General features: G+C 37.2%; 15 protein-coding genes. 13 read left to right on the top strand and 2 right to left on the bottom strand.

The window, feature by feature from the left end; all coding sequences use genetic code 11:
- The first annotated feature begins 64 nt into the window (after positions 1 to 64).
- The 5 genes from BQ8005_RS08815 (at position 65) to BQ8005_RS08835 (ending at position 7,340) form a co-directional block, all read left to right on the top strand.
- A complete protein-coding gene (locus BQ8005_RS08815; RefSeq protein WP_075317791.1) occupies positions 65 to 1,090 on the top strand; it encodes a site-specific integrase in 1,026 nt (341 codons plus the stop codon).
- A gap of 290 nt (positions 1,091 to 1,380) precedes the next feature.
- The gene (locus BQ8005_RS08820) at positions 1,381 to 2,679 is read left to right on the top strand and encodes an AAA family ATPase (protein WP_075317792.1); all 1,299 of its coding nucleotides are present in this window, start codon (positions 1,381 to 1,383) and stop codon (positions 2,677 to 2,679) included.
- 4 nt (positions 2,680 to 2,683) lie between these two features.
- Positions 2,684 to 3,298, top strand: coding sequence for an RloB family protein (locus BQ8005_RS08825; RefSeq protein ID WP_075319067.1), 615 nt, complete (start codon positions 2,684 to 2,686; stop codon positions 3,296 to 3,298).
- Between the two features lie 12 nt (positions 3,299 to 3,310).
- Positions 3,311 to 5,512, top strand: coding sequence for an ATP-dependent endonuclease (locus tag BQ8005_RS08830; protein ID WP_075317793.1), 2,202 nt, complete (start codon positions 3,311 to 3,313; stop codon positions 5,510 to 5,512).
- Positions 5,502 to 7,340 (top strand): UvrD-helicase domain-containing protein, encoded by a 1,839-nt coding sequence (locus BQ8005_RS08835; protein ID WP_083610534.1) that lies wholly within the window; start codon positions 5,502 to 5,504, stop codon positions 7,338 to 7,340. Before BQ8005_RS08830 ends, BQ8005_RS08835 begins: the two co-directional genes overlap by 11 nt.
- A 69-nt stretch (positions 7,341 to 7,409) precedes the next feature.
- Here the strand turns inward: BQ8005_RS08835 and BQ8005_RS08840 are convergent, their stop codons facing one another.
- Positions 7,410 to 7,700, bottom strand: coding sequence for a hypothetical protein (locus BQ8005_RS08840; protein WP_234984023.1), 291 nt, complete (start codon positions 7,698 to 7,700; stop codon positions 7,410 to 7,412).
- Positions 7,701 to 7,794: 94 nt separating this feature from the next.
- On the opposite strand from BQ8005_RS08840, the gene BQ8005_RS08850 reads away from it, so the two are divergent.
- Positions 7,795 to 8,091 (top strand): hypothetical protein, encoded by a 297-nt coding sequence (locus tag BQ8005_RS08850; RefSeq protein ID WP_075317796.1) that lies wholly within the window; start codon positions 7,795 to 7,797, stop codon positions 8,089 to 8,091.
- 1,036 nt (positions 8,092 to 9,127) lie between these two features.
- Here the strand turns inward: BQ8005_RS08850 and BQ8005_RS08860 are convergent.
- Positions 9,128 to 9,643, bottom strand: a complete 516-nt coding sequence (locus tag BQ8005_RS08860; protein ID WP_075317797.1) for a pyridoxamine 5'-phosphate oxidase family protein — start codon at positions 9,641 to 9,643, stop codon at positions 9,128 to 9,130.
- Between the two features lie 301 nt (positions 9,644 to 9,944).
- On the opposite strand from BQ8005_RS08860, the gene BQ8005_RS08865 reads away from it, so the two are divergent.
- The 7 genes from BQ8005_RS08865 (at position 9,945) to BQ8005_RS08895 (ending at position 19,864) form a co-directional block, all read left to right on the top strand.
- On the top strand, positions 9,945 to 11,282 hold the full coding sequence (locus BQ8005_RS08865; RefSeq protein ID WP_075319069.1) for a DUF2130 domain-containing protein: 1,338 nt from the start codon (positions 9,945 to 9,947) through the stop codon (positions 11,280 to 11,282).
- Positions 11,283 to 11,537: 255 nt separating this feature from the next.
- The gene (locus tag BQ8005_RS08870; protein WP_075317798.1) at positions 11,538 to 12,542 is read left to right on the top strand and encodes a WYL domain-containing protein; all 1,005 of its coding nucleotides are present in this window, start codon (positions 11,538 to 11,540) and stop codon (positions 12,540 to 12,542) included.
- Between the two features lie 36 nt (positions 12,543 to 12,578).
- Entirely contained in the window at positions 12,579 to 13,160 is a 582-nt protein-coding gene (locus tag BQ8005_RS08875) for a hypothetical protein (protein WP_075317799.1), read from the top strand.
- A gap of 11 nt (positions 13,161 to 13,171) precedes the next feature.
- A complete protein-coding gene (locus BQ8005_RS08880; protein ID WP_075317800.1) occupies positions 13,172 to 14,218 on the top strand; it encodes a hypothetical protein in 1,047 nt (348 codons plus the stop codon).
- A 141-nt stretch (positions 14,219 to 14,359) separates the two neighbouring features.
- Complete coding sequence (locus BQ8005_RS08885) at positions 14,360 to 16,339, top strand: UvrD-helicase domain-containing protein (protein ID WP_075317801.1); 1,980 nt, start codon at positions 14,360 to 14,362, stop codon at positions 16,337 to 16,339.
- A 12-nt stretch (positions 16,340 to 16,351) separates the two neighbouring features.
- A complete protein-coding gene (locus tag BQ8005_RS08890; RefSeq protein ID WP_075317802.1) occupies positions 16,352 to 18,442 on the top strand; it encodes a hypothetical protein in 2,091 nt (696 codons plus the stop codon).
- 132 nt (positions 18,443 to 18,574) lie between these two features.
- Positions 18,575 to 19,864, top strand: coding sequence for an IS1380-like element IS612 family transposase (locus BQ8005_RS08895; protein ID WP_005815306.1), 1,290 nt, complete (start codon positions 18,575 to 18,577; stop codon positions 19,862 to 19,864).
- The last annotated feature ends 97 nt before the right edge of the window (positions 19,865 to 19,961 follow it).

Consider the following 19,961-nt stretch of genomic DNA (forward strand, 5'->3'; position numbering starts at 1 on the left):
CCACCATTAGAACACCTATTTTATTTGCAACAAAAACAAGTATTAATCAAAAAACAATATAGCTATGACACTTACATGCACCAACGTAACTTTGAGACAAAAGCCATTGCGTAACGACCGCATATCTCTTTATCTGGATTATTATCCGGCAATCCGCAATCCTTATACGATGAAGATGAGTCGCCGGGAATTCCTCGGTATCTACATCTATGCCAAGCCTAAGAACGAGCAGCAAAGAATGTTCAATCAGGATATGCTGAACAAGGCAGAGGCAATCCGCTGTATCCGTGTCCAGTCGCTTATCAATGAAGAATTCGGGTTCTTGGACAAGAACAAGCAAAAGGTAGATTTCCTCGCCTACTTCCGGACAAAGGCACGGGAAAAATATGAGAAATGGGATTGCGTTTACAACCACTTTGAGAAATTTGTCGGCGGTAAATGCACATTCGGAGACGTTACCGTAGAACTTTGCGAGAAGTTCAGGGATTACCTGCTCAAATGCAAACAAATCAATCATCCCAATGCTTATATCTCACGCAATTCGGCAGCCGGCTATTATTCGACTTTCCGTGCCTTATTGAAAATAGCCTATAAAGAGAAGATGTTGCGCGAGAACTTGAACGACTTTCTGGAAAAGATAGAATGGAAAGAGGTCAAGAAAGAGTATCTGACACTTGATGAAGTCAAGAAACTGGCAGCTACACCCTGCAAGATTCCTGTCTTAAAACAGGCCTCCCTGTTTGCCTGCATGACCGGTCTCCGTATCAGTGATATTCTGAAACTGGACTGGCGTGATTTTGAAGTCGGTCCGGATCAAGGCTATTACATCCGTATCTGCACCGAAAAGACAGAAACCGAGGCCACCCTCCCTATCAGTCAGGAAGCACTGGAGTTGTGCGGTGAATGGGGCACTGGAAAAGTATTCAAAGGCTTAACCCGCTCCATGACCCATCATCCCCTGAAACAATGGATTTCCGAAGCCGGAATCAGAAAGCACATAACCTTCCACTGCTTTAGGCAGCGCATCTTTTCTTATTCATTGAAAATAAGAAACTTACAAGCTCTATTTTTTAGACAGGTAACGATTTAGAAACGAGTAGACTTCTTCAAGTTGCCAGATTTTGCATAAATGAAAGAACGTTTACTTTAGGTTTCAAAGATATGAAATTTCTCAATCATAAAAAATAGTATGAAGAGAAAAATTTCATGAAGGAATAATGCAATCTCCATTTTATTTGCGTTATTCTATTGTTATAAAAATATTTGAAGTTGTATTTTGTATTCAAATTACGTAATTTTACTACGAAAATACGTACTATAATTTCATATATTGATTTTTATTTCTATCTTTGCATCATATGACAGATAAATTCAACGAATATGATAGCAGAATTCACCATTGAAAATTTTTTCTCGATAAAGTCTCCACAAAAGATAAGCTTTGAACCTTCATCAGATAACTTTATGTCTGACGAATATTCGTATGAAGTTAAGGATGGGGTAAGATTGTTGAAATTGGGCATCATCTATGGTGCAAATGCTTCCGGAAAAACCAATATCTTGAATGCTGTGGAATTTTTCAGAATGCTTGTTCTTAGGATGCCCAAAGACCGAAATGAGAAAACCGGGGTCGTTCCTTTTATGCTGGATGACACATCAAGGAATGAAAGGACGAAGATGTCTATGGTATTCTATATTAATAAGTCGAAGTATATCCTTACTTTTGAATTGGACGCAAAATATATCTATTCTGAGACATTGGTTGTTTACGATTCCATCCGTCCTACCAAATTGTACAGTCGTAGTTATGATGCAACTACAGATTCCACAACAATAGATTTCGGCGTAAATCTGAAAATGCCACGGAAGAGTCAGGATGTGATTTCCGGCAACACGATCAATAATTGCAGTGTACTTGCCGCATTTGGCAAAAGTAATGTGGAGCGTACCAGGTTGAACGATGTGTACGATTACTTTGCCAAACAGGTAAAAGATGTTTTGGCTCCCGGTATGCTGCTTTCGGGATATGTAAAATCACGATTGGATAAAGATGAAACAGGCGATTTGAAGAAGTTCATTTTAAATTTCTTGAAAGCATCTGATTTTAACATAGAAGATGTCGTATTGCATGAAGAGGAAGAATTGATTACCCCTGAATTGGAGCAATTGATTCAAAATGCCCCTATTGATAATGAGGCAAAAGCTGAAATGCTTAGAAAAGGAAAAATCACAAATGCAGAATTGACATTCAAGCATAAGGTTGGCGACAAACTATACGATTTGTCTGAAGAATATGAATCCAATGGTACGATGAGATTTTTGGGGATGGCAGTAATTCTGAATTTCTTGTTGAAGACCAACCGGTTTGTGCTTATTGACGAAGTCGAGACAAGCATCCACTATGAACTGCTGGCTTATTTTATAAAAGTATTTTTAGCGAACAGTGAAGGAACATCCCAAATGTTGTTGACAACACACGACATCAATCTTCTCAACGAAGAATTCATTCGCCGTGACACAATATGGTTTACGGATAAAGACGAATATGGAGAGACTAAAATAGTTCGTCTTTCATCTTTAGGCTTACACAAGAATCTTTCCCCGTATAATGCTTACAAACAGGGTAAATTAGTTAAGCTTCCGTTCCTTGGCAGTCAATACATTAACCTAAATGACTAATGATATGGGGCGGACAGTAACAAAAAGCATCGCCATCATAGGCGAGGGAGAAACCGAGTGGTTCTATTTTGATTCATTGAGGGTGGCATGTCGTTATCCTTTCAAGGTCGCTCCGGATTTTCCGCAGCATAGCGACATCAATCATATTCTAAAATTGGTAGAATCCTACTTGAACAAGCAATATGACTTTATCGTATGCCTTTTTGATATGGACAGGCTGTATCAATATCCTTCTGAAATGCAATTGTATCAACGAGCAAAGAAAAAGTATAGCGCAAAGAAATACGCTGGCAAAGTGATGTTTGTAGAAACGAATCCATGTACGGAATTTTGGTTCTTGCTCCACTTTCTACCCAATGTAGTTTGTCGGCGATATGAAAGTTACGACCAACTGCTTCCTGAATTGCAGAAATACATGCCGGGATATGAAAAGACAAAGCGATATTTCATACGTACCAACCTCTATAAATACCTGACAGAGAATGGAGATTTGGAACGCGCGATGTTAAATTCGGAAAAATTATGTCAATTGTGTAAAGAATCACCGGAAGATTTGAAGGCATACTCGGAAGTGCATAAGGTGATAAGATTACTCAATGATATAGAGTTATACATTTAATATAAGCAACACATGAAAATACAATCAGTTCATATTAGGAATTACCGAAAATTGAAAAATTGTCACATAGATTTTGGGGAAAAGGAAACAGTTTTAGTTGGTGCTAATAATAGTGGCAAGACTTCAGCTATTAGTGCTATTGTTGGATTTCTAAAGAATACAGATAGATTCACTCTAAAAGAGTTCACTGCAACAAATTGGGCATTAATTAATGAAATTGGTGAGAAATGGCTGGAAAATGATTCTGTAGATGAAGCATTATTGAGCTCTCATCAATGGGATACCATTGTGCCATCTATGGATGTTTGGATAAATGTGGAAGATGGAGAACAATATCGAGTGAATCACTTGATACCGTCACTTAGTACATGGGATGGTAAAAAGGTGGGTGTCCGTGGACAATATGGCCCCAAGGATGTAAAAAAACTTTATACTGCTTACAAGGAAGCCAAGACAAAGGCAAACATTTTAGAAAGTACTGAAGAATGGAAGAAGGCTGGCTCTCCTGAATTATATCCCAAAAATTTATGCGATTTTTTAGGTAAAGGGTTAAACCTTAAAGAGTATTTCAACGTGAAATATTACATCATAGATCCAGCTCTTGATCCTATCGAAGAAGACAAAGTGCAGGAGACTCCTGATCACGAACTTGATAGCAATCCTTTTGAAAGTCTGATCAGAGTAGATACGATATTGGCATCAAGAGACTTTTCTGATCCAGGAGGGCAATCCGATAGTGATATAGATACATTGTCAAAACAATTTCAACAGTACTATAAGAGTTGTGGACTAGAAGATGAAGAATTAACTTCAGAAGGTTTGAATCTCCTTGGAGGTATCGCAATAGCCAATAAAACATATGATGAAAAATTAAGAAAGACTTTTGAGATGCCTGTAGGCGAATTGAAGAATATTAATTATCCTGGATTCCAAAATCCAGAGATAAAAATACGAAGTAAAATTCAGATTGAAGAAGCTATAAAACATGACTCAGCAGTTCAGTTCGCTATTCAGGGCATGGAGCAACTAATGCTTCCGGAGAAATATAACGGTCTTGGTTATCGAAATCTTATCTCCATTTATATGAAGCTGATAGACTTTAGAGAAAAATGGCTGAGGACATTTAGTGATGGAGAAAATATTGAACCTATTCATATAGTATTTGTAGAAGAACCTGAAGCGCACCTACATGCTCAGGCACAACAAGTGTTTGTAAGGAAAGCATTTGAGGCTCTGTGCAACAATGAGCTGATAAAGGAACATCCTTGGCTAAATACACAACTTGTACTAAGTACACATTCAAATCATATTGTAAACGAACTTGATTTAAACTGTATGCGTTATTTCAGGCGAGTAATAGGTGATAGTAAAATACCCATCTCAAAAGTCGTGAACTTATCAAGTACATTTGGAAAAGATGAAGAAGAAACAAAACAGTTTGTGACGAGATATATACGTTTGACTCACTGCGATATATTTTTTTCGGATGCTGTTATTTTGGTTGAAGGTCCTGCGGAAAAGATACTTGTTCCTAACTTTCTCACAAAAGCAGGATTAGATTCTTACTATATTTCTGTTATAGAGATAAATGGGCGCCATGCACATAGTTTTCGTAAACTTATTGAAAAAATTGGAATAGCCACTTTGATTATAACGGATATAGATGCAGCTGAGACTAAAATAGGAAAAGATGGGAAAAAACATCTTTCGTCCGTGATAACATCTAAAGGAAAGGGTTATAAGACAAGTAATCCTTCTATTAAAAACTGGCTTCCTGAGAAAGAAAAAATAGATGATTTGTTGGTATTGGATGAAAAAGAAAAGATAATTGGTAATGTAAAAATCGCATTCCAAACTTCAATAAACGTCAAGTGGGATAAGGATACAAAGGATTTGGTGGAAATATGTCCCTATACTTTTGAGGATGCGTTAATATTTACAAATCTCGAATTATTCAGACAAGATGGACTCAAGAAAATGGGCGGCATTACCACGATATTGAATCTGTTGAGGAAAAGTGATTCAGCTAATGAATTACAACGATGTATATTTGAAAAGCTGGAAAGCAAAAGTGATTTTAAAAAGGCTGATTTTGCAGTTTCTTTGCTTTATAAAAATGATTTTATCGACTTAGAAGCTCCCGCATATATTAAGGAAGGACTAAACTGGATGAAGTTATATTTAGACTCTAATGGAAACAAGGATGAAAAATAATATAGATAGTCAAGTAGATGAAACACTAGAGAAGTGTATTCTTTCAACACCACGTAAAAGTTTTTTTCTTTTTGCTGGAGCTGGTTCAGGTAAAACTCATTCTTTGGTTCTTCTTTTGAAAAAAATTCGCAATAGTATCGGTAAAGACCTATTATTGCAAGGAAAAAATGTAGCCGTTATTACTTTTACAAATGCAGCTACAGATGAAATAATCAATCGTTTGGATTATAGTCCTATTTTTCACATATCAACGATTCATAGCTTTGTATGGGATATTATCAGATACTATCAAACAGATATAAAGAGACTATATTGTCAGTATATTATTGAAGATGCGGAAGTGTTGGAAAAAAAGTTAGATGCAACACAAAACAAGGCTACAAAAACTTATTTTTCCAATGTAGAAAAGCTTGAATATCTAAAAGAGCGATTAATAAAAGCACAGACGATAGATAAGTTTGTATACAATCCCAATGGCAGTAATCCTGAGCATAATGCATTGAAACATGCTGAGGTTATTAAAATCGCAGCACGAATGATTATTGAAAACAAAGTATTGCAGCAAATCATAGCGCAGCGGTATCCGATACTCTTGATTGATGAGAGCCAAGACACAAAGAAAGAATTGATTGACGCCTTCTTTGAAATACAAAGAAACTTTGCTGATATTTTTACTTTAGGTTTGCTTGGCGATCAGAAGCAGCGAATTTATGCAGATGGGAAAGAGAATATTGAAAGCATTATACCTGCCGAGTGGGAGAAGCCAATAAAGAGGATGAACTATCGTTGTGCTAAACGAATAATCCAATTAGCTAATACTATTGGTAAGGCTATAGATATTCATGCAGAACAAAGTCCGCGTGAAGATGCTAATGATGGTTTTGTTAGACTTTTCGTGATAAGACAACATGATGGCATAAATAAAGATGAAGTTGAGCAAACCGTAATGAAGATAATGAGTGAGTATACCCGAGACAAAAAATGGATGGGAGTAGATGCTGATGTGAAAATCCTGACACTTGAACATATGATGGCTGCACGGAGATTAGGATTTGATAGTTTTTTTGCTCCATTTAGTAAAGTTTCAAAATATCAAATGACATTCCTTCAAGGAACTGTATCAGAAATTGAATTTTTTACAAAAGAAGTGCTTCCCATTGCAGAATCAATGAAAGGGAATGGACGGGTCGCACTAGAAATTTTGAAAGAAAATTCGCCATTATTAAGTAAACAAAATAAAGAAAAGCCGTATGAATTATATTTGAAATGCAGAGACGAAGCTATGAAAATTGCTCACATTATAAATAAAAACGGGACTATTCGTGTTATCGTAGAGGAAATCCTAAAATCTCAACTATTGACAGTTCCGGATATTATACGGCAAGCGTATTCTTTTAAGCCATCGGATGTAGAAGATTCCATAGAAGAAGAACTGCGTGCTTGGATAGAAGTTATGGATTTGCCGATTGATATGATAAACAGTTATGATAACTATGTTAATCACCGTTCACGATTTGATACACATCAAGGGGTTAAGGGGCTTGAATTTGAGCGTGTGATGGTTATTATAGATGATTCTGAGGCGAAAGGATTTCTATTTAGTTATGACAAGCTATTCGGTATAAAAGGCTTATCAGACACTGATAAGAAAAACTTAAGCGAAGGCAAGGAAACTTCTATAGAACGAACTCAAAGATTATTTTATGTTACATGTACAAGAGCAAAGAGTTCGTTAGCAGTTGTAATGTATGCAAATAATCCAGAAGGAGTAAAAACTGAAGCTATCAAAAAAAGATGGTTTGAAGAAGATGAAATTATTATAATGTAATTTATTGATATTTAGATAATACAAATCAGGAGGTCATGTTGTAGAAACGATGACCTCCATTTCTGTAAATTACTCTTTTGAGGCAAGTATCTCACGAATGTACTGTTGGTTCTTATAGTCAATGCAAAACAACCTATAAATTTGAATATTTAAGTCGCCATCGTAATCAATAATACCATTATTATCAGAATAATCCAATAAATCAGGAACTTTTTTTGCCAAAGAAGTCAAAGATTCGTCTGTAAGCAAAAATGCAAAGCGAATAATTTCACTCGTAGCATATCTGAAAAAATTTTGAGCTTCTTTTTCTGTCTCGAAAGTTTTTAATGCCGTTGATGTAGGTTTCCACCATATACTCAAAGATGTTGTCCACCTCGTAAAATCTGCATTGCTGCGCTGCTGTCCTGCTGTATCGTCTTGCCATATCCTTATTTGTTAGATTGTTAATAACCAAATGAAAAAGCCAATTGCCGCCATTACTGAAAATAGGGAGATTAGGATGCCGAACATGATGCTCAACATGCCGAATAGGATTTCTCCTATGATACCTACTACCAAACTGCCAGCACAAAAGGCTATGTTTGATGTTGTCGTTACTACTGCGGATAATGCTTTCCACAATACCTTTCCGATGTCACTCAATATCATTCTCATATTTTCCGATTTTAGATTGTTGATTACCTTGTTCGGATTTGGAGTGGGCGGTTTCTTTTTCTTTTCGCCTCTCTGTATGTCCGATGTTTTCTTGTGACGTCTTCCGACCGCATTGGTCGTTTTCGTTTCGGGGGCTTCTCAAAGGTTAGGGAGTAGGATTAGCAAATTTTTTAGACAAAATACTACCCCTGAAAGGGCGTGGAGATTTTTCGACAAAAAATTTGAGTTCCTAATCCCGTCTTTACCTTTGCCCCATGCAACGAAAATGACACCTGATGCCGTCCTGGATGGCGGCATGGAAACAGAGGCATACGCATAGAGAGGCGGAAAGGAAAAGGGACAGATATATTGGCGTGCAGCGCCATGTGGATAGATTAAGGGCGGTGCTACAAATAAGGGGAAAGTTGGCTTTCCGACCGCCGTGTGGAAGTCCTGTAACCGTCATTGTCATGCGTGCATGGCTTGCGGTTACTGGTGTTCCTCCGGTGGTACATTGTCGTAAAACGGGATTGTCTGCCGTTGCTTTGTCTGCAATGGAAGGCAAACTGGTTTTACGACACGGGGCTTTGTAGCCGAAAATGGTCACAAGAACAGATCCACGCTTGGCGTGTCCTGTAGAAGTGGCATTTTCGGCTACTTGTATATGGATGAAATAATGACTATAAGAACGGTTTTACCGTTTTAGTACAAGCATATAAAAGAAGTGCCCACGGCGATGGCAGTGTCATTTATGACATTGTGGTCGCTGTGGGCTTTTCTTTTGCTTGTACTGTTTCTGAAATCGGCTTTTGCGCATCAGGCAGAAGTGGTTTTCAGAAGGGATTATAGAACGATGTAAAAAACATAAAAAGGAGACTACAATTTGGAATTATAAACAGGAAAATGTACCTTTGTAATGTAATGATAAAGCTTAGACAAGCGAAAGTCTATGAGTGACACAAAAAGACAGTTTTCAGTTACTAAATCGTTACACTTGAAAAATTGAACTGAATTAAAATGTTGATTCATAAGGATTTTGGAGAGAAAGGTTCATAATCCTCTCTCTCCGCAAACTATTAAAAATCAAACATTTACAAGAACGTCCGATTATAATATATAGTCGGACGTTTTTCATTTTCATTCAGTATTCTACATCATTCCATCCTTCCATACTTCATTTCTTCTCCATTTTTATCATACTGCTTACGCTTACCAGTAGGAAGGCCAGTCAGCGTTATGCGAACCACAGCTGTACGATGAATACTTCTCTTGACTGCATCGTCGAAAGCCTCCATGTGCTTGGGCAGAAAACGCTGACTTATCAGCTTGAGAGCATGTATCTTTTCATCGTCATCTGTCACAAGTTCCGCTTTCCCAAAGGCTATTGCAGAACGATACTGAAGCGTAAAAGTACCATCTTTAGGCCCAACCGTAGGTTGGCATTTCGTGACAGCCGAAAGGCATACCTCTGGATGTACAGCCAGTGCATCGAGCTTGTCACCTTCAGGCGCACAATGAAAATACCACACATTGTCGCTAGCACAAGCCAGCGAGAGCGGCACACCATAGGCCGTGCCATCCGCCCTTGTAAAACTTACAGTAATGTACGGAGCCTTGCGCATTATTTCCAACGCCCAATCGCTACTCATTTCTCTGCTTACTTTTCTCATATTCTTTTTAGTATTTAGAAAATCATCCTTTCATTCCACTTTTACGGCTTACAAAAATACAACCGACACGCCAATAAACATATAAAAAAGATGTCCATTTCCACGAGTAATGCGGATAACCTCACAAAGCAATGCTTTCCTATCCCCAAAACAGTGCTTTCGCCCATCGATAACAATGCTTTTCTCCCAAAGAGGCACTTGGCACATAATTAAATTATCTTCATGCAAAAAATCTGCATAGTTAATATTTAACTTTGTATCAAAAACAAATCTAGTCTAGAATTCTAAATTGATTAAGTGTATGAAAGAGTTAAAATGCCCCAATTGCGGAAGTGTATTTTCAGTAGATGAAGCAGACTATGCCTCCATTGTTAACCAAGTGAAAACACTGGAATTTGATGCTGAAGTTGAATCTCGCCTCAAAGAGATAATGAAACAAAACAAAATCCAGCAAGAAGCAGATTCGATGAAAATCAGTCAGAAATATCAGGAACAATTAAATTCAAAAGAAATCGAATTATCGAAAAAAGAGAACGAGATCGTTAAACTTCAAGCTCGCTTAGACAGCTTCAACCAAGCTAAGCAACTGGAATTGGAAACAGAGCGTGCAAAAACCAATGAGGAAATTGTACGATTGAAATCGATTATTAAACAAAATGAAAGCAACATACAGGTTGCTATTCTTGAAGAGCGCAATAAAGTAAAAGACCTCATTCAAACAAAAGAAAATTCTTTAATTGAGTTGAGGAGTCAATTTGATTTAAAACAAAAGGAAGCTACCATCCGGGAAGCCAGCATTAAAGAAGATTACGAGCGGCAACTCAAGCAAAAACAGGAACTCGTAGATTACTATAAAGACCTGAAAGCGAAACTATCGACAAAGATGATAGGCGAATCACTTGAAGTTCATTGCAGTAATGAATTCAATCGTGTGCGTACAAGTATGTACCCCAATGCATACTTTGATAAGGACAACGATGCCAGCCATGGAAGCAAAGGAGATTTTATTTTCCGCGATTATATAGATAATATTGAATATATCTCAATGATGTTTGAAATGAAGAATGAGATGGACGAAACAGCTACCAAGCACAAGAACGAGGATTTTTTTGCCAAACTGGATAAAGACCGGAGAGATAAAGGCTGCGAATACGCCATTCTTGTTTCACTGTTGGAACCCGACAATGATTTGTACAATGAAGGTATTGTAGACGTATCCTATCGCTATCCTAAAATGTTTGTCATCCGTCCACAATTCTTTATGCCGATTATATCCTTACTTACCCAAGCTTCCAGAAAGAGTATAGAATACCAAAAGGAACTTATCATCGCTCGCCAACAGTCTGTAGATGTGACAAATTTCGAAAACAAGCTGAATGACTTCAGAGACAAATTCGGCTACCACTACCAACATGCAAGCGCAAAGTTCAACAAAGCGATTGAAGATATTGACAAAGCGATCATATCTCTTCAAAAAATGAAAGAAGATCTTATGAGCTCTGCAAATTATCTCAGACTTGCCAACAATGACACTGAAGCCCTTTCGATCAAAAGACTTACACGCGGCAATCCAACGATGAAAAAAATGTTTGATGATGCAAGAACGGTTGGAAGTGACAACCCATCCGACGATAACTAAATTAAGGTTAGTTACTCAAGTTTCGCAAATGCGAAACTTGAGCCTTAAGCACACTTCTTAATTTATTAATAAAATAGTCAACAACTTATTTGCATATACTGAAAAAAATTACGATTATTGCATGTACATTTTGTATATAATATCAATTTATTATAAAAGAAGATCTAATATATTAAATATCAATAATATACAAAACGTCAAGCATTTATTTTTTTCTTTGAGTACCTCAATAAAGTTATTTTTAAATTAAGAATTATGCCTATCAATAAGCATTTATATAAAAGATATAAAATTATAGACTGTTGTCTTCGCGATGTAAACAGAGAATATACGTACGAGACTTTACTTGAAACAGTAAATGCCCGTTTGAGAGATATTGACTGTGACACCATACAGCTTAGACAATTAAAAGCTGATTTGGCTGAATTTAACAGCAAAGAAGATTTTGTTAATATCAAACTGGGAAGAAGAAAGATTTTGAGATATGAAAATGTCCTTTGTCCCTTTCCGTTCGATTATTTTAATGATTGGATAATGACTTCTATTGACAATATATTGAAATTACTTTCTGAACCGGAATTTTCAGAAAAACCTATTTTTAAGTCTATGCGTATGCTCATATCGCATATTCCTGTATTTCTATCATCTAAAATAGATTCCAATTTCTTGGAGTTTGAAGATAATCCATTTTTAAAAGGGGTAGAACACTTTGATCAAATTCTGTATTCTATTTTAAATAAAGTTGTTTTAAATATAGAATATGAACCCTACGGTAAATCTTCCATTCAGTTTGTCGCTCATCCTTATTCTATCAAGCAATTTAACAACAGATGGTTTTTGATATGCAGCACGGATTCTTTTCCCAACAACCTTACTAATTTGGCAATTGATAGAATAAAGTCTCTACAAATAAACGAGAGCATCCAGTTTCGCGATAGTCCTGTTAATATAGATGAATACTTTGAAGACATTGTCGGCGTAACAGTGAGCCATAATGAGATTGTAAAGATCAAGCTTAAAGTATCGGAGAAAAGATACCCATATATTGAATCCAAACCTATCCATTCTTCACAAACTGAGCTGAAGTCTGAAAGAACAGATGGATATAGAATCATTACCATTAAAGTCAAACCCAATAAAGAGCTAACGAACTTATTGCTTTCATACGCTGATGACATTGAAATCCTCGAACCTGAATACCTCAGAGAAGAAATGAGGAAGAAGGTCGAAAATATGTATATGAAGTACACGCAAAAATAGCACCGTTAATCTTTTATACTCATTTCACATTGTATTATGAATGACACTATTACCATAAAAGCAACCAAAAAATCTCTTAGCACCGCAATAAAGGCATTATTTGCAGGATATAAGAAACATGCAAAGTACTCGGACGCTTACAAACTATCTTTAAGCGTCGCAACTCCGGGTCTTGTCACAGCGAGAGTCCTTGGAGGAGAATACTCGTTTGAAGCCGAAACAGAGGGTACTGGCAGTTTCTCCGTTTCCTACAGGTGGTTCAGATTGTTTGTAAAGGACTGCAAAATGAAGCAAATCTGTATGGCGGTCAATGGCGGATCCTTATGTTTGAACAATACCGCTACCATTAAAGTAGAATATACAACCGCCGACATAAATGTCCCCTTGTCACTGTTCTATACACCAGGCGAGATAACGAGGATTGACTGGCCTAACATCAACGAACAGATTATAGATTATTGGGGACTTAAACCTCAAATTGAAGAAGCGGAAAATCGCATTAAGGATGTGATCAATACCGTATATATCAAGTTGGCCGACTACTTACCGCCAAATTCAACAGAAAGCAAAATAAAAGAGAAGATTCGGGAAATTATAGCAGGAAAATCGATGTGTTAACCAAATAGCGAATGATGATAACGAAAGAAGATTTATACAGTATAGCCGGCGTTTCAAGTACAATGCTTGACAATGGTATGGAGTGTGTTACCCTGAATGGTGATGTTACAGATAGTTTGCCATCTCAACTCAAAGTATATGGACTGACTTTAAAAGGTTGCTTTTCACTTAAATCATTACCTGAGGATCTGGACATCAAATATCTTTCCATACAGCAATGCCCCAACATAGTCCATTTGCCGGAATCGCTTCAACTGGAGCAATTATATCTATTCCAGTCGGAAATAGACACTTTACCCGTTCATTCATCTTGCTGGAAAGAATTAGTATTGATAGATTGTCCCAATATAAAGAAAATTCCAGATGCCTGTACGGTCTTTGCAGGAGATTTATTCCTGGAGGGCTGTAAGAATCTTGAATCACTTCCCGACATTAAGTCCGTTTATGGCAATCTGAATATAGCAAAGACAGCCATACGTCAATTGCCGGAAAACATCATCATAGGAAATGATTTGGAAGCATATTGCAGCTACATAGAAACGTTGCCGAAAAATATCCGCATTGGCGGAAATATATATTTATCCAATTGTAAGAATCTGAAATCTTTGCCTGATGGTCTGGTCGTCAATGGAGATCTGGACTTGAGTGAGTCGGGCCTGACAGAACTTCCTGACAGATTGATCGTTGGCGGAAATATAGATATCAGGTCCACCCCTATTCAAGAACTTCCCGACAACTTGATTGTAGGAGGAAAGATAATGATGGATGAAAATCAGGCAAACGCTTCGAATATAAGAACAGAGCTTCCGGCCGACCTGCACCATCTAATTTGGAAGGACAGCGGATACATGTATGTCAAGGACAATTTGTATAAAGTGATTGAGCAGCACGACGATTATTGGATTGTTATTGCCCCCATCCTCGACGTGTATCGGGAGATAACTGACTCTGATAGCATAGATAGTGAATACCGATTTTATGTAGTGAAAAAAGGTACTCATTATGGCATTGGAAATAGTTTGAAAGAGGCACAAGAAGATTTGAGTTATTCTTTGTAGAATCTGTAGCGTTAAAACAGTGAACTTCCAATAATAAGAGTAATATTGATTAAATAATATCATGCTAATTTATTATTAAAAAAGACTGATAGATATTATAACTGTTTTGTAATTCTTGATTAGTCACAAAATAAATACAATATGATAAATATCCACATTAAGAGTTTTGCTAAAGATACTACCCTTCTTTCACAAGAGGATGAAGCCGCAAACCAATTGAAGAACAAACTCCAAGAGGATTTAGCTCAATATCCTAATGCGAAGGGTACAATATATATCATGACAAGCATACGTATTTTCGGCCAGAAACGGAATGACATAGATATACTTGTTATGGGATTTATAGAAAATCTAACCCTAAAGAACATCAATACCAAGAATTATAGCGTAGTAAAGGAGTTGGACATTAAAAGTTTCATTTGTAACATAGAACTTAAATCGCACTCTGCAAATTGCGTAAAACGTGAAGGCACAGATTATATAGTCTATTATTCCGGTATTCCTCATAATGCCTCCCAACAATGTTGTGAAGCGAAGTTTTCATTGTTCAACCATCTAAATGACCAATTGAATATCAAACCGTTTATTTGCGATGTACTTTGGTTCAATGGATTGTCAAAGACAGATTTGTCATACATGAGAGGCTGCACAATTGACAACGCATTGCACAGAGGATTCAAATTCAGAGATCTTGTTAACGTAATTCTCCAACAAGCCAATGTTATCAAAACCGAGATGTCAAGATACTGTTTGGATAGCTTTAATGATGGTGCAAAGGAGTATAAGTCTATTGTTGACCTGTTTACAGTAGAGAGAAAGCCACAAGGTCTGACCAAACAAAAATTCGAATTGTTAAGTCAAAAAAATACAGAAGTTGAAAAGCTTTTGTCAGACGTTGGCAATAAACTTACTATTGTCACTGGAAGAGCAGGGACAGGGAAAACTGTTCAGTTACTGCAATTAGCATTTCTTCTTGCGAATGAAAATTATGCAAAACGTTGCTTGATTCTTACTTACAACAACGCCTTGGTGAGTGACATCAAACGTTTGATAGACTATACCCCAATGCCATCGAAAGTTGACGGACGTACAGTATCAATCAAGACTATACATTCTTTCTTCCAAACATTGATGAAAGAGATTGGCGTTGATGTCAATCATCTGAACCCACTGAAAATAACCTATGATAATGACTATAATCTTGCATTAGAACAACTTTATGATTTTGTAGTAAAAACATGCAAGAAAGAAGATATTGATGCTCTGAAGGATATGGCAGAAAACACAGTCGATTGGGACTATATCCTGATAGACGAAGCGCAAGACTTCTCGGATTTAGAGAAAAAAATTCTTTTCAAGATTTATGGCGCAAACAGATTGGTGGTTGCTGATGGCGTGGATCAATTTATGAGAACAGGCAACCGTCAAAATTGGGAGAAAGGAGTTGATAAGTCTCTTGTACATAAACCTAAAGCCATGGAATTGGAGCGAAGACAGAAAGCCAATCTTGTATCATTTGTTAATGCTTTTGCTCGTTTAGCCACTCTTGATTGGAAAGTCAAACCGAATGATGAATTGCCAGGTGGCGAGATTAAAATCTACTCAAAATTCATGAAATCAACATACGACATGCTCAAAGCTAATTGCGAGAGGAATAACTGTGAGAGCTACGACATACTTATCCTTGAACCTCCAACTTTGGTTAAAACAGATGATAAAGGTAATAAATCCTTTTCTAAAGCAGAAACATACACCCTGGCCGGCATACCTATATTTGATGGCATTAACAACAAGAATAGAACTACCTACCCGACAAAAGATCAATGCCGTGTGTTTCAATATGATTCATGCAGAGGGCTTGAGGGATGGTGTGTTGTATGTGCCAACTTTGATGAACTCATTCAATATAAATTAAATACATACAAGCCTACTGAAGATGAATTATGTTTTGATCCGGAGGTGGCTAAGAAACGAAAAGTACTGTTATGGGCGCTTATGCCATTGACACGACCGATAGACACATTGGTAATAACATTGTCTGATACGAATTCGGAGATTGGAAAAATGCTTAAGCAACTTGCTGATACATATCCAGACTTCATTGAATGGAATATTATTTAAATTAAATCAGATATGGACAGATTCTTTTATAAGTATTATTATGAGTACTTTCTTTGGAATAATGGTCTGATTGAGCACTTCTTTAAGAAAGGAAAGAGCGAGATTTTACTCCACATAGACAAACAACTCTTGGAAGAAATTGGTAAAAGCAAAGGTATTGAGGCAGATGACTATCAGAACGAATTTATTTCAAGTGTAAAGAATTTCTGTGCTTATTACAATAGATTTATTTGCAGGAAATATACTTTAGACCTCCAAAAAGGCTGTAAATTTTCTGATGATAGCAAAAAATGCTCCGATATTTTTTGTCAGAAGAATTATAAGGATTGTAATGTATTGGAAGTTGCCAACCATATTTATTCTAACGAAATAAAATATTACGATAAATATGAAGATAAAAATGGTAATAGAACGATTCGTTTCTCAGAAAATGAAAAGCCATTAGTCCATGATATGCCATTTTTTGCCATAGTAATCTATGTTATCTTGAAATTCGATAATGGCAAAACGCAAGAATGGGACAATGTCGGGAAAGACATTTCTCCTAAATCGAGAGCTTTCATTCCTATATTGTGGAAAGCGATAAATGATTTTGATAGAAGATTCGACAAAGATGCCAGCAAATATAATCGTGATAATCCGGATTATGGAGACTATGCTGGAAGAATCTTATATCATCTACCGCTTTCTGCATCTACACGTAACAAGATACAGGATGCCATATATAAGTCGAGTATCTGGAAATTAGTTGACTCAAAATCATTCGTTGATATCATTGGCCTTATAATAAATTCTCTAAAAGATATTAAAGCTAATGAGGAACTAAAAAATATCTTGTTAAGTTGTTACTCGTCAAACGATTATAAAGGAATATCAGCCCGTAAGATTCAGTCCGTAATAGACGATTTTGATATTGATGTTTATGAAAGCAATTTAGCTCAACGGAAGGAGACGAAAGATTACAAAGAAACTATAGTAAACGGTGAGTTTGCATTGGGTGTATATATTCCAGATGATGAAGAACAAACGAACTCAATCGTCTTACTCACTACTGTACAGCAATATGTGAATGAAGGTGGTTTCTGCATAAATGAAGGGAAATCAGGAACACTGGCTGGTTATAATACATCATTTGTAAAATTGCAAAACCAATCAGAAGAAATAGAACTGAAGGATTATGCTTTAAAGAAAAACTGTTATCATATCACACCATTGCCTACTGAAAATGTAATCTTTTTTTATGAGTATGATGATAGCTTATTTATTCAAACTAGAACGATTAAACCTGCAAAATCTTATATCATAGCTGTCCGTAATGGTTCTGAGTCTGTTTTTAACCAATGGTGTATAGATAATAGGAACACGCTGGTGCAATGGCCCAATGAAGATACAAGAGATTTGTTTGGAGAGAACTGGACTATCTTCTATACAGAGAATAAGTTGAATGGCCAATACTATCAAAACGTAGCTACTAACTCAGAACGGCAAGAGTCATCAACCATAATTATGAAGGGAGGCATTAAGAAGAGCAATGGCTGCTATTTCATTAATGCACTTCCTTACTTTGAAATTCCAACTATTTATAATCCTGAAGACATAAAAGTCTTTATGAATCTTAATGGGGGCGATAGGGAAGACATATTTACTTATAAAGTGATAGATAATAGAATTATTTTGGATATCAAGGAAATGCCTATCGGAAGTTCTGAAATTGCTTACATGGATATCCGTCTTGAGCACAATGGTAACACAAATTATTGTTACAGTATAGATGTCTGCGGTCAAAGTATAATTTACGATCCGTCATATGCATACAGATTTGACCAATTCGGCACTAAGACAGAAAATGACCATACTTACTATGGCAATCATGTTGATATCAAATATCAATCAGCGAATGTCAGAGGCTTGTTTCAAATCAACAAAGAAGATTTCAACTCTATTTCGGATGACCTATATTTCACAAATTTGCTCGCCGCATGTTGTTACGATTCAAAGTACTCTGAAATAGCACATGCAAAGTTCAGAAAGTGTATTAGCTATGCAGCAACCCGTTTGAACATTAATATACAACAAAAAGAATTCATAAGTAATACACCTTAATTCCGCAACACTATTATAAATATAACTTTTTAAGTACCTGAGCAACAAAAAGTTGCCCAGGATTTTGCCGTGTCAGATTTTTCACTTATCTTAGTGTTGCAATTAGAAAACAAGCGAAAATCGTAACAAGGCATGGCAAAGGTACAAATAAAATCTGAGAAACTCACACCTTTTGGAGGAATTTTTTCAATCATGGAGAAATTTGACTCCATGCTTTCACCCGTTATCGACTCAACACTGGGTCAGAGATGCCGCAGTATCATCGGATATCAGTTCAGCGAGATAGTCCGTTCGCTGATGAGCGTTTATTTCTGTGGCGGCTCATGCGTGGAAGACGTAACGTCACAACTGATGCGCCATCTCTCGTATCATCCTACCCTTCGTACATGCAGCTCTGATACCATCCTCAGAGCCATCAAGGAACTGACACAGGAAAACATCTCCTATACTTCCGACCAAGGCAAGACCTATGATTTCAATACTGCAGACAAACTCAACACATTGCTTATAAACGCTTTGGTTTCTACAGGCGAGTTGAAGGAAATTGAGGAATACGATGTTGACTTTGACCATCAGTTTCTTGAAACGGAGAAGTATGATGCAAAACCGACCTACAAAAAGTTCCTCGGCTACAGGCCTGGCGTATATGTTATCGGTGACAAGATAGTCTATATCGAGAACAGCGATGGCAACACGAATGTGCGTTTTCATCAGGCAGACACCCATAAGAGATTCTTCGCTCTTCTGGAATCCCAGAACATCCGTGTAAATCGCTTCAGGGCAGACTGCGGTTCCTGCTCGAAGGAAATCGTCAGTGAGATAGAGAAGCATTGCAAACATTTCTACATCCGTGCCAACCGATGCAGTTCGCTCTACAATGACATCTTTGCTCTGAGAGGATGGAAGACGGAGGAGATTAACGGCATCCAGTTCGAACTCAATTCCATTCTCGTTGAGAAATGGGAAGGCAAGTGCTATCGTCTTGTCATCCAGAGACAAAGACGCAACAGTGGCGACCTTGACCTATGGGAAGGCGAATACACTTACCGTTGTATTCTGACCAACGATTACAAGTCATCGACAAGGGACATTGTTGAATTCTACAATCTGCGTGGCGGCAAGGAACGTATCTTTGACGACATGAACAACGGATTCGGTTGGAGCAGGCTCCCCAAGTCATTCATGGCGGAGAATACTGTCTTTCTTCTGCTTACTGCATTGATACACAATTTCTACAAGACCATCATGAGCAGGCTTGACACCAAGGCTTTTGGGCTCAAGAAAACGAGTCGCATAAAGGCTTTTGTCTTCAGATTCATCTCCGTACCTGCCAAGTGGATCATGACTGCAAGGCAATACGTGCTGAATATCTACACAGAGAACCGCGCTTATGCAAAACCCTTCAAAACAGAATTCGGATAAGAATCCTTTCTTTCCGGTTAGAATCTGCGTATTTCCTCAAGTCGCATCGTGGGGTAAGGGGATGTTGGCTACATATTGATGTTGTGCTGTTGCTTTT

Origin of the sequence: Bacteroides togonis, assembly GCF_900130135.1 — a bacterium.
In the GTDB taxonomy this organism is placed as follows: domain Bacteria; phylum Bacteroidota; class Bacteroidia; order Bacteroidales; family Bacteroidaceae; genus Bacteroides; species Bacteroides pullorum.

What these genes read in the sequence shown, in the direction of transcription:
- BQ8005_RS08815 (WP_075317791.1), top strand. Translation starts at nt 65, where the DNA reads ATGACACTTACATGCACCAACGTAACTTTGAGACAAAAGCCATTGCGT.
- BQ8005_RS08820 (WP_075317792.1), top strand. Translation starts at nt 1,381, where the DNA reads ATGATAGCAGAATTCACCATTGAAAATTTTTTCTCGATAAAGTCTCCA.
- BQ8005_RS08825 (WP_075319067.1), top strand. Translation starts at nt 2,684, where the DNA reads ATGGGGCGGACAGTAACAAAAAGCATCGCCATCATAGGCGAGGGAGAA.
- BQ8005_RS08830 (WP_075317793.1), top strand. Translation starts at nt 3,311, where the DNA reads ATGAAAATACAATCAGTTCATATTAGGAATTACCGAAAATTGAAAAAT.
- BQ8005_RS08835 (WP_083610534.1), top strand. Translation starts at nt 5,502, where the DNA reads ATGAAAAATAATATAGATAGTCAAGTAGATGAAACACTAGAGAAGTGT.
- BQ8005_RS08850 (WP_075317796.1), top strand. Translation starts at nt 7,795, where the DNA reads ATGAAAAAGCCAATTGCCGCCATTACTGAAAATAGGGAGATTAGGATG.
- BQ8005_RS08860 (WP_075317797.1), bottom strand. Translation starts at nt 9,643, where the DNA reads ATGAGAAAAGTAAGCAGAGAAATGAGTAGCGATTGGGCGTTGGAAATA.
- BQ8005_RS08865 (WP_075319069.1), top strand. Translation starts at nt 9,945, where the DNA reads ATGAAAGAGTTAAAATGCCCCAATTGCGGAAGTGTATTTTCAGTAGAT.
- BQ8005_RS08870 (WP_075317798.1), top strand. Translation starts at nt 11,538, where the DNA reads ATGCCTATCAATAAGCATTTATATAAAAGATATAAAATTATAGACTGT.
- BQ8005_RS08875 (WP_075317799.1), top strand. Translation starts at nt 12,579, where the DNA reads ATGAATGACACTATTACCATAAAAGCAACCAAAAAATCTCTTAGCACC.
- BQ8005_RS08880 (WP_075317800.1), top strand. Translation starts at nt 13,172, where the DNA reads ATGATGATAACGAAAGAAGATTTATACAGTATAGCCGGCGTTTCAAGT.
- BQ8005_RS08885 (WP_075317801.1), top strand. Translation starts at nt 14,360, where the DNA reads ATGATAAATATCCACATTAAGAGTTTTGCTAAAGATACTACCCTTCTT.
- BQ8005_RS08890 (WP_075317802.1), top strand. Translation starts at nt 16,352, where the DNA reads ATGGACAGATTCTTTTATAAGTATTATTATGAGTACTTTCTTTGGAAT.
- BQ8005_RS08895 (WP_005815306.1), top strand. Translation starts at nt 18,575, where the DNA reads ATGGCAAAGGTACAAATAAAATCTGAGAAACTCACACCTTTTGGAGGA.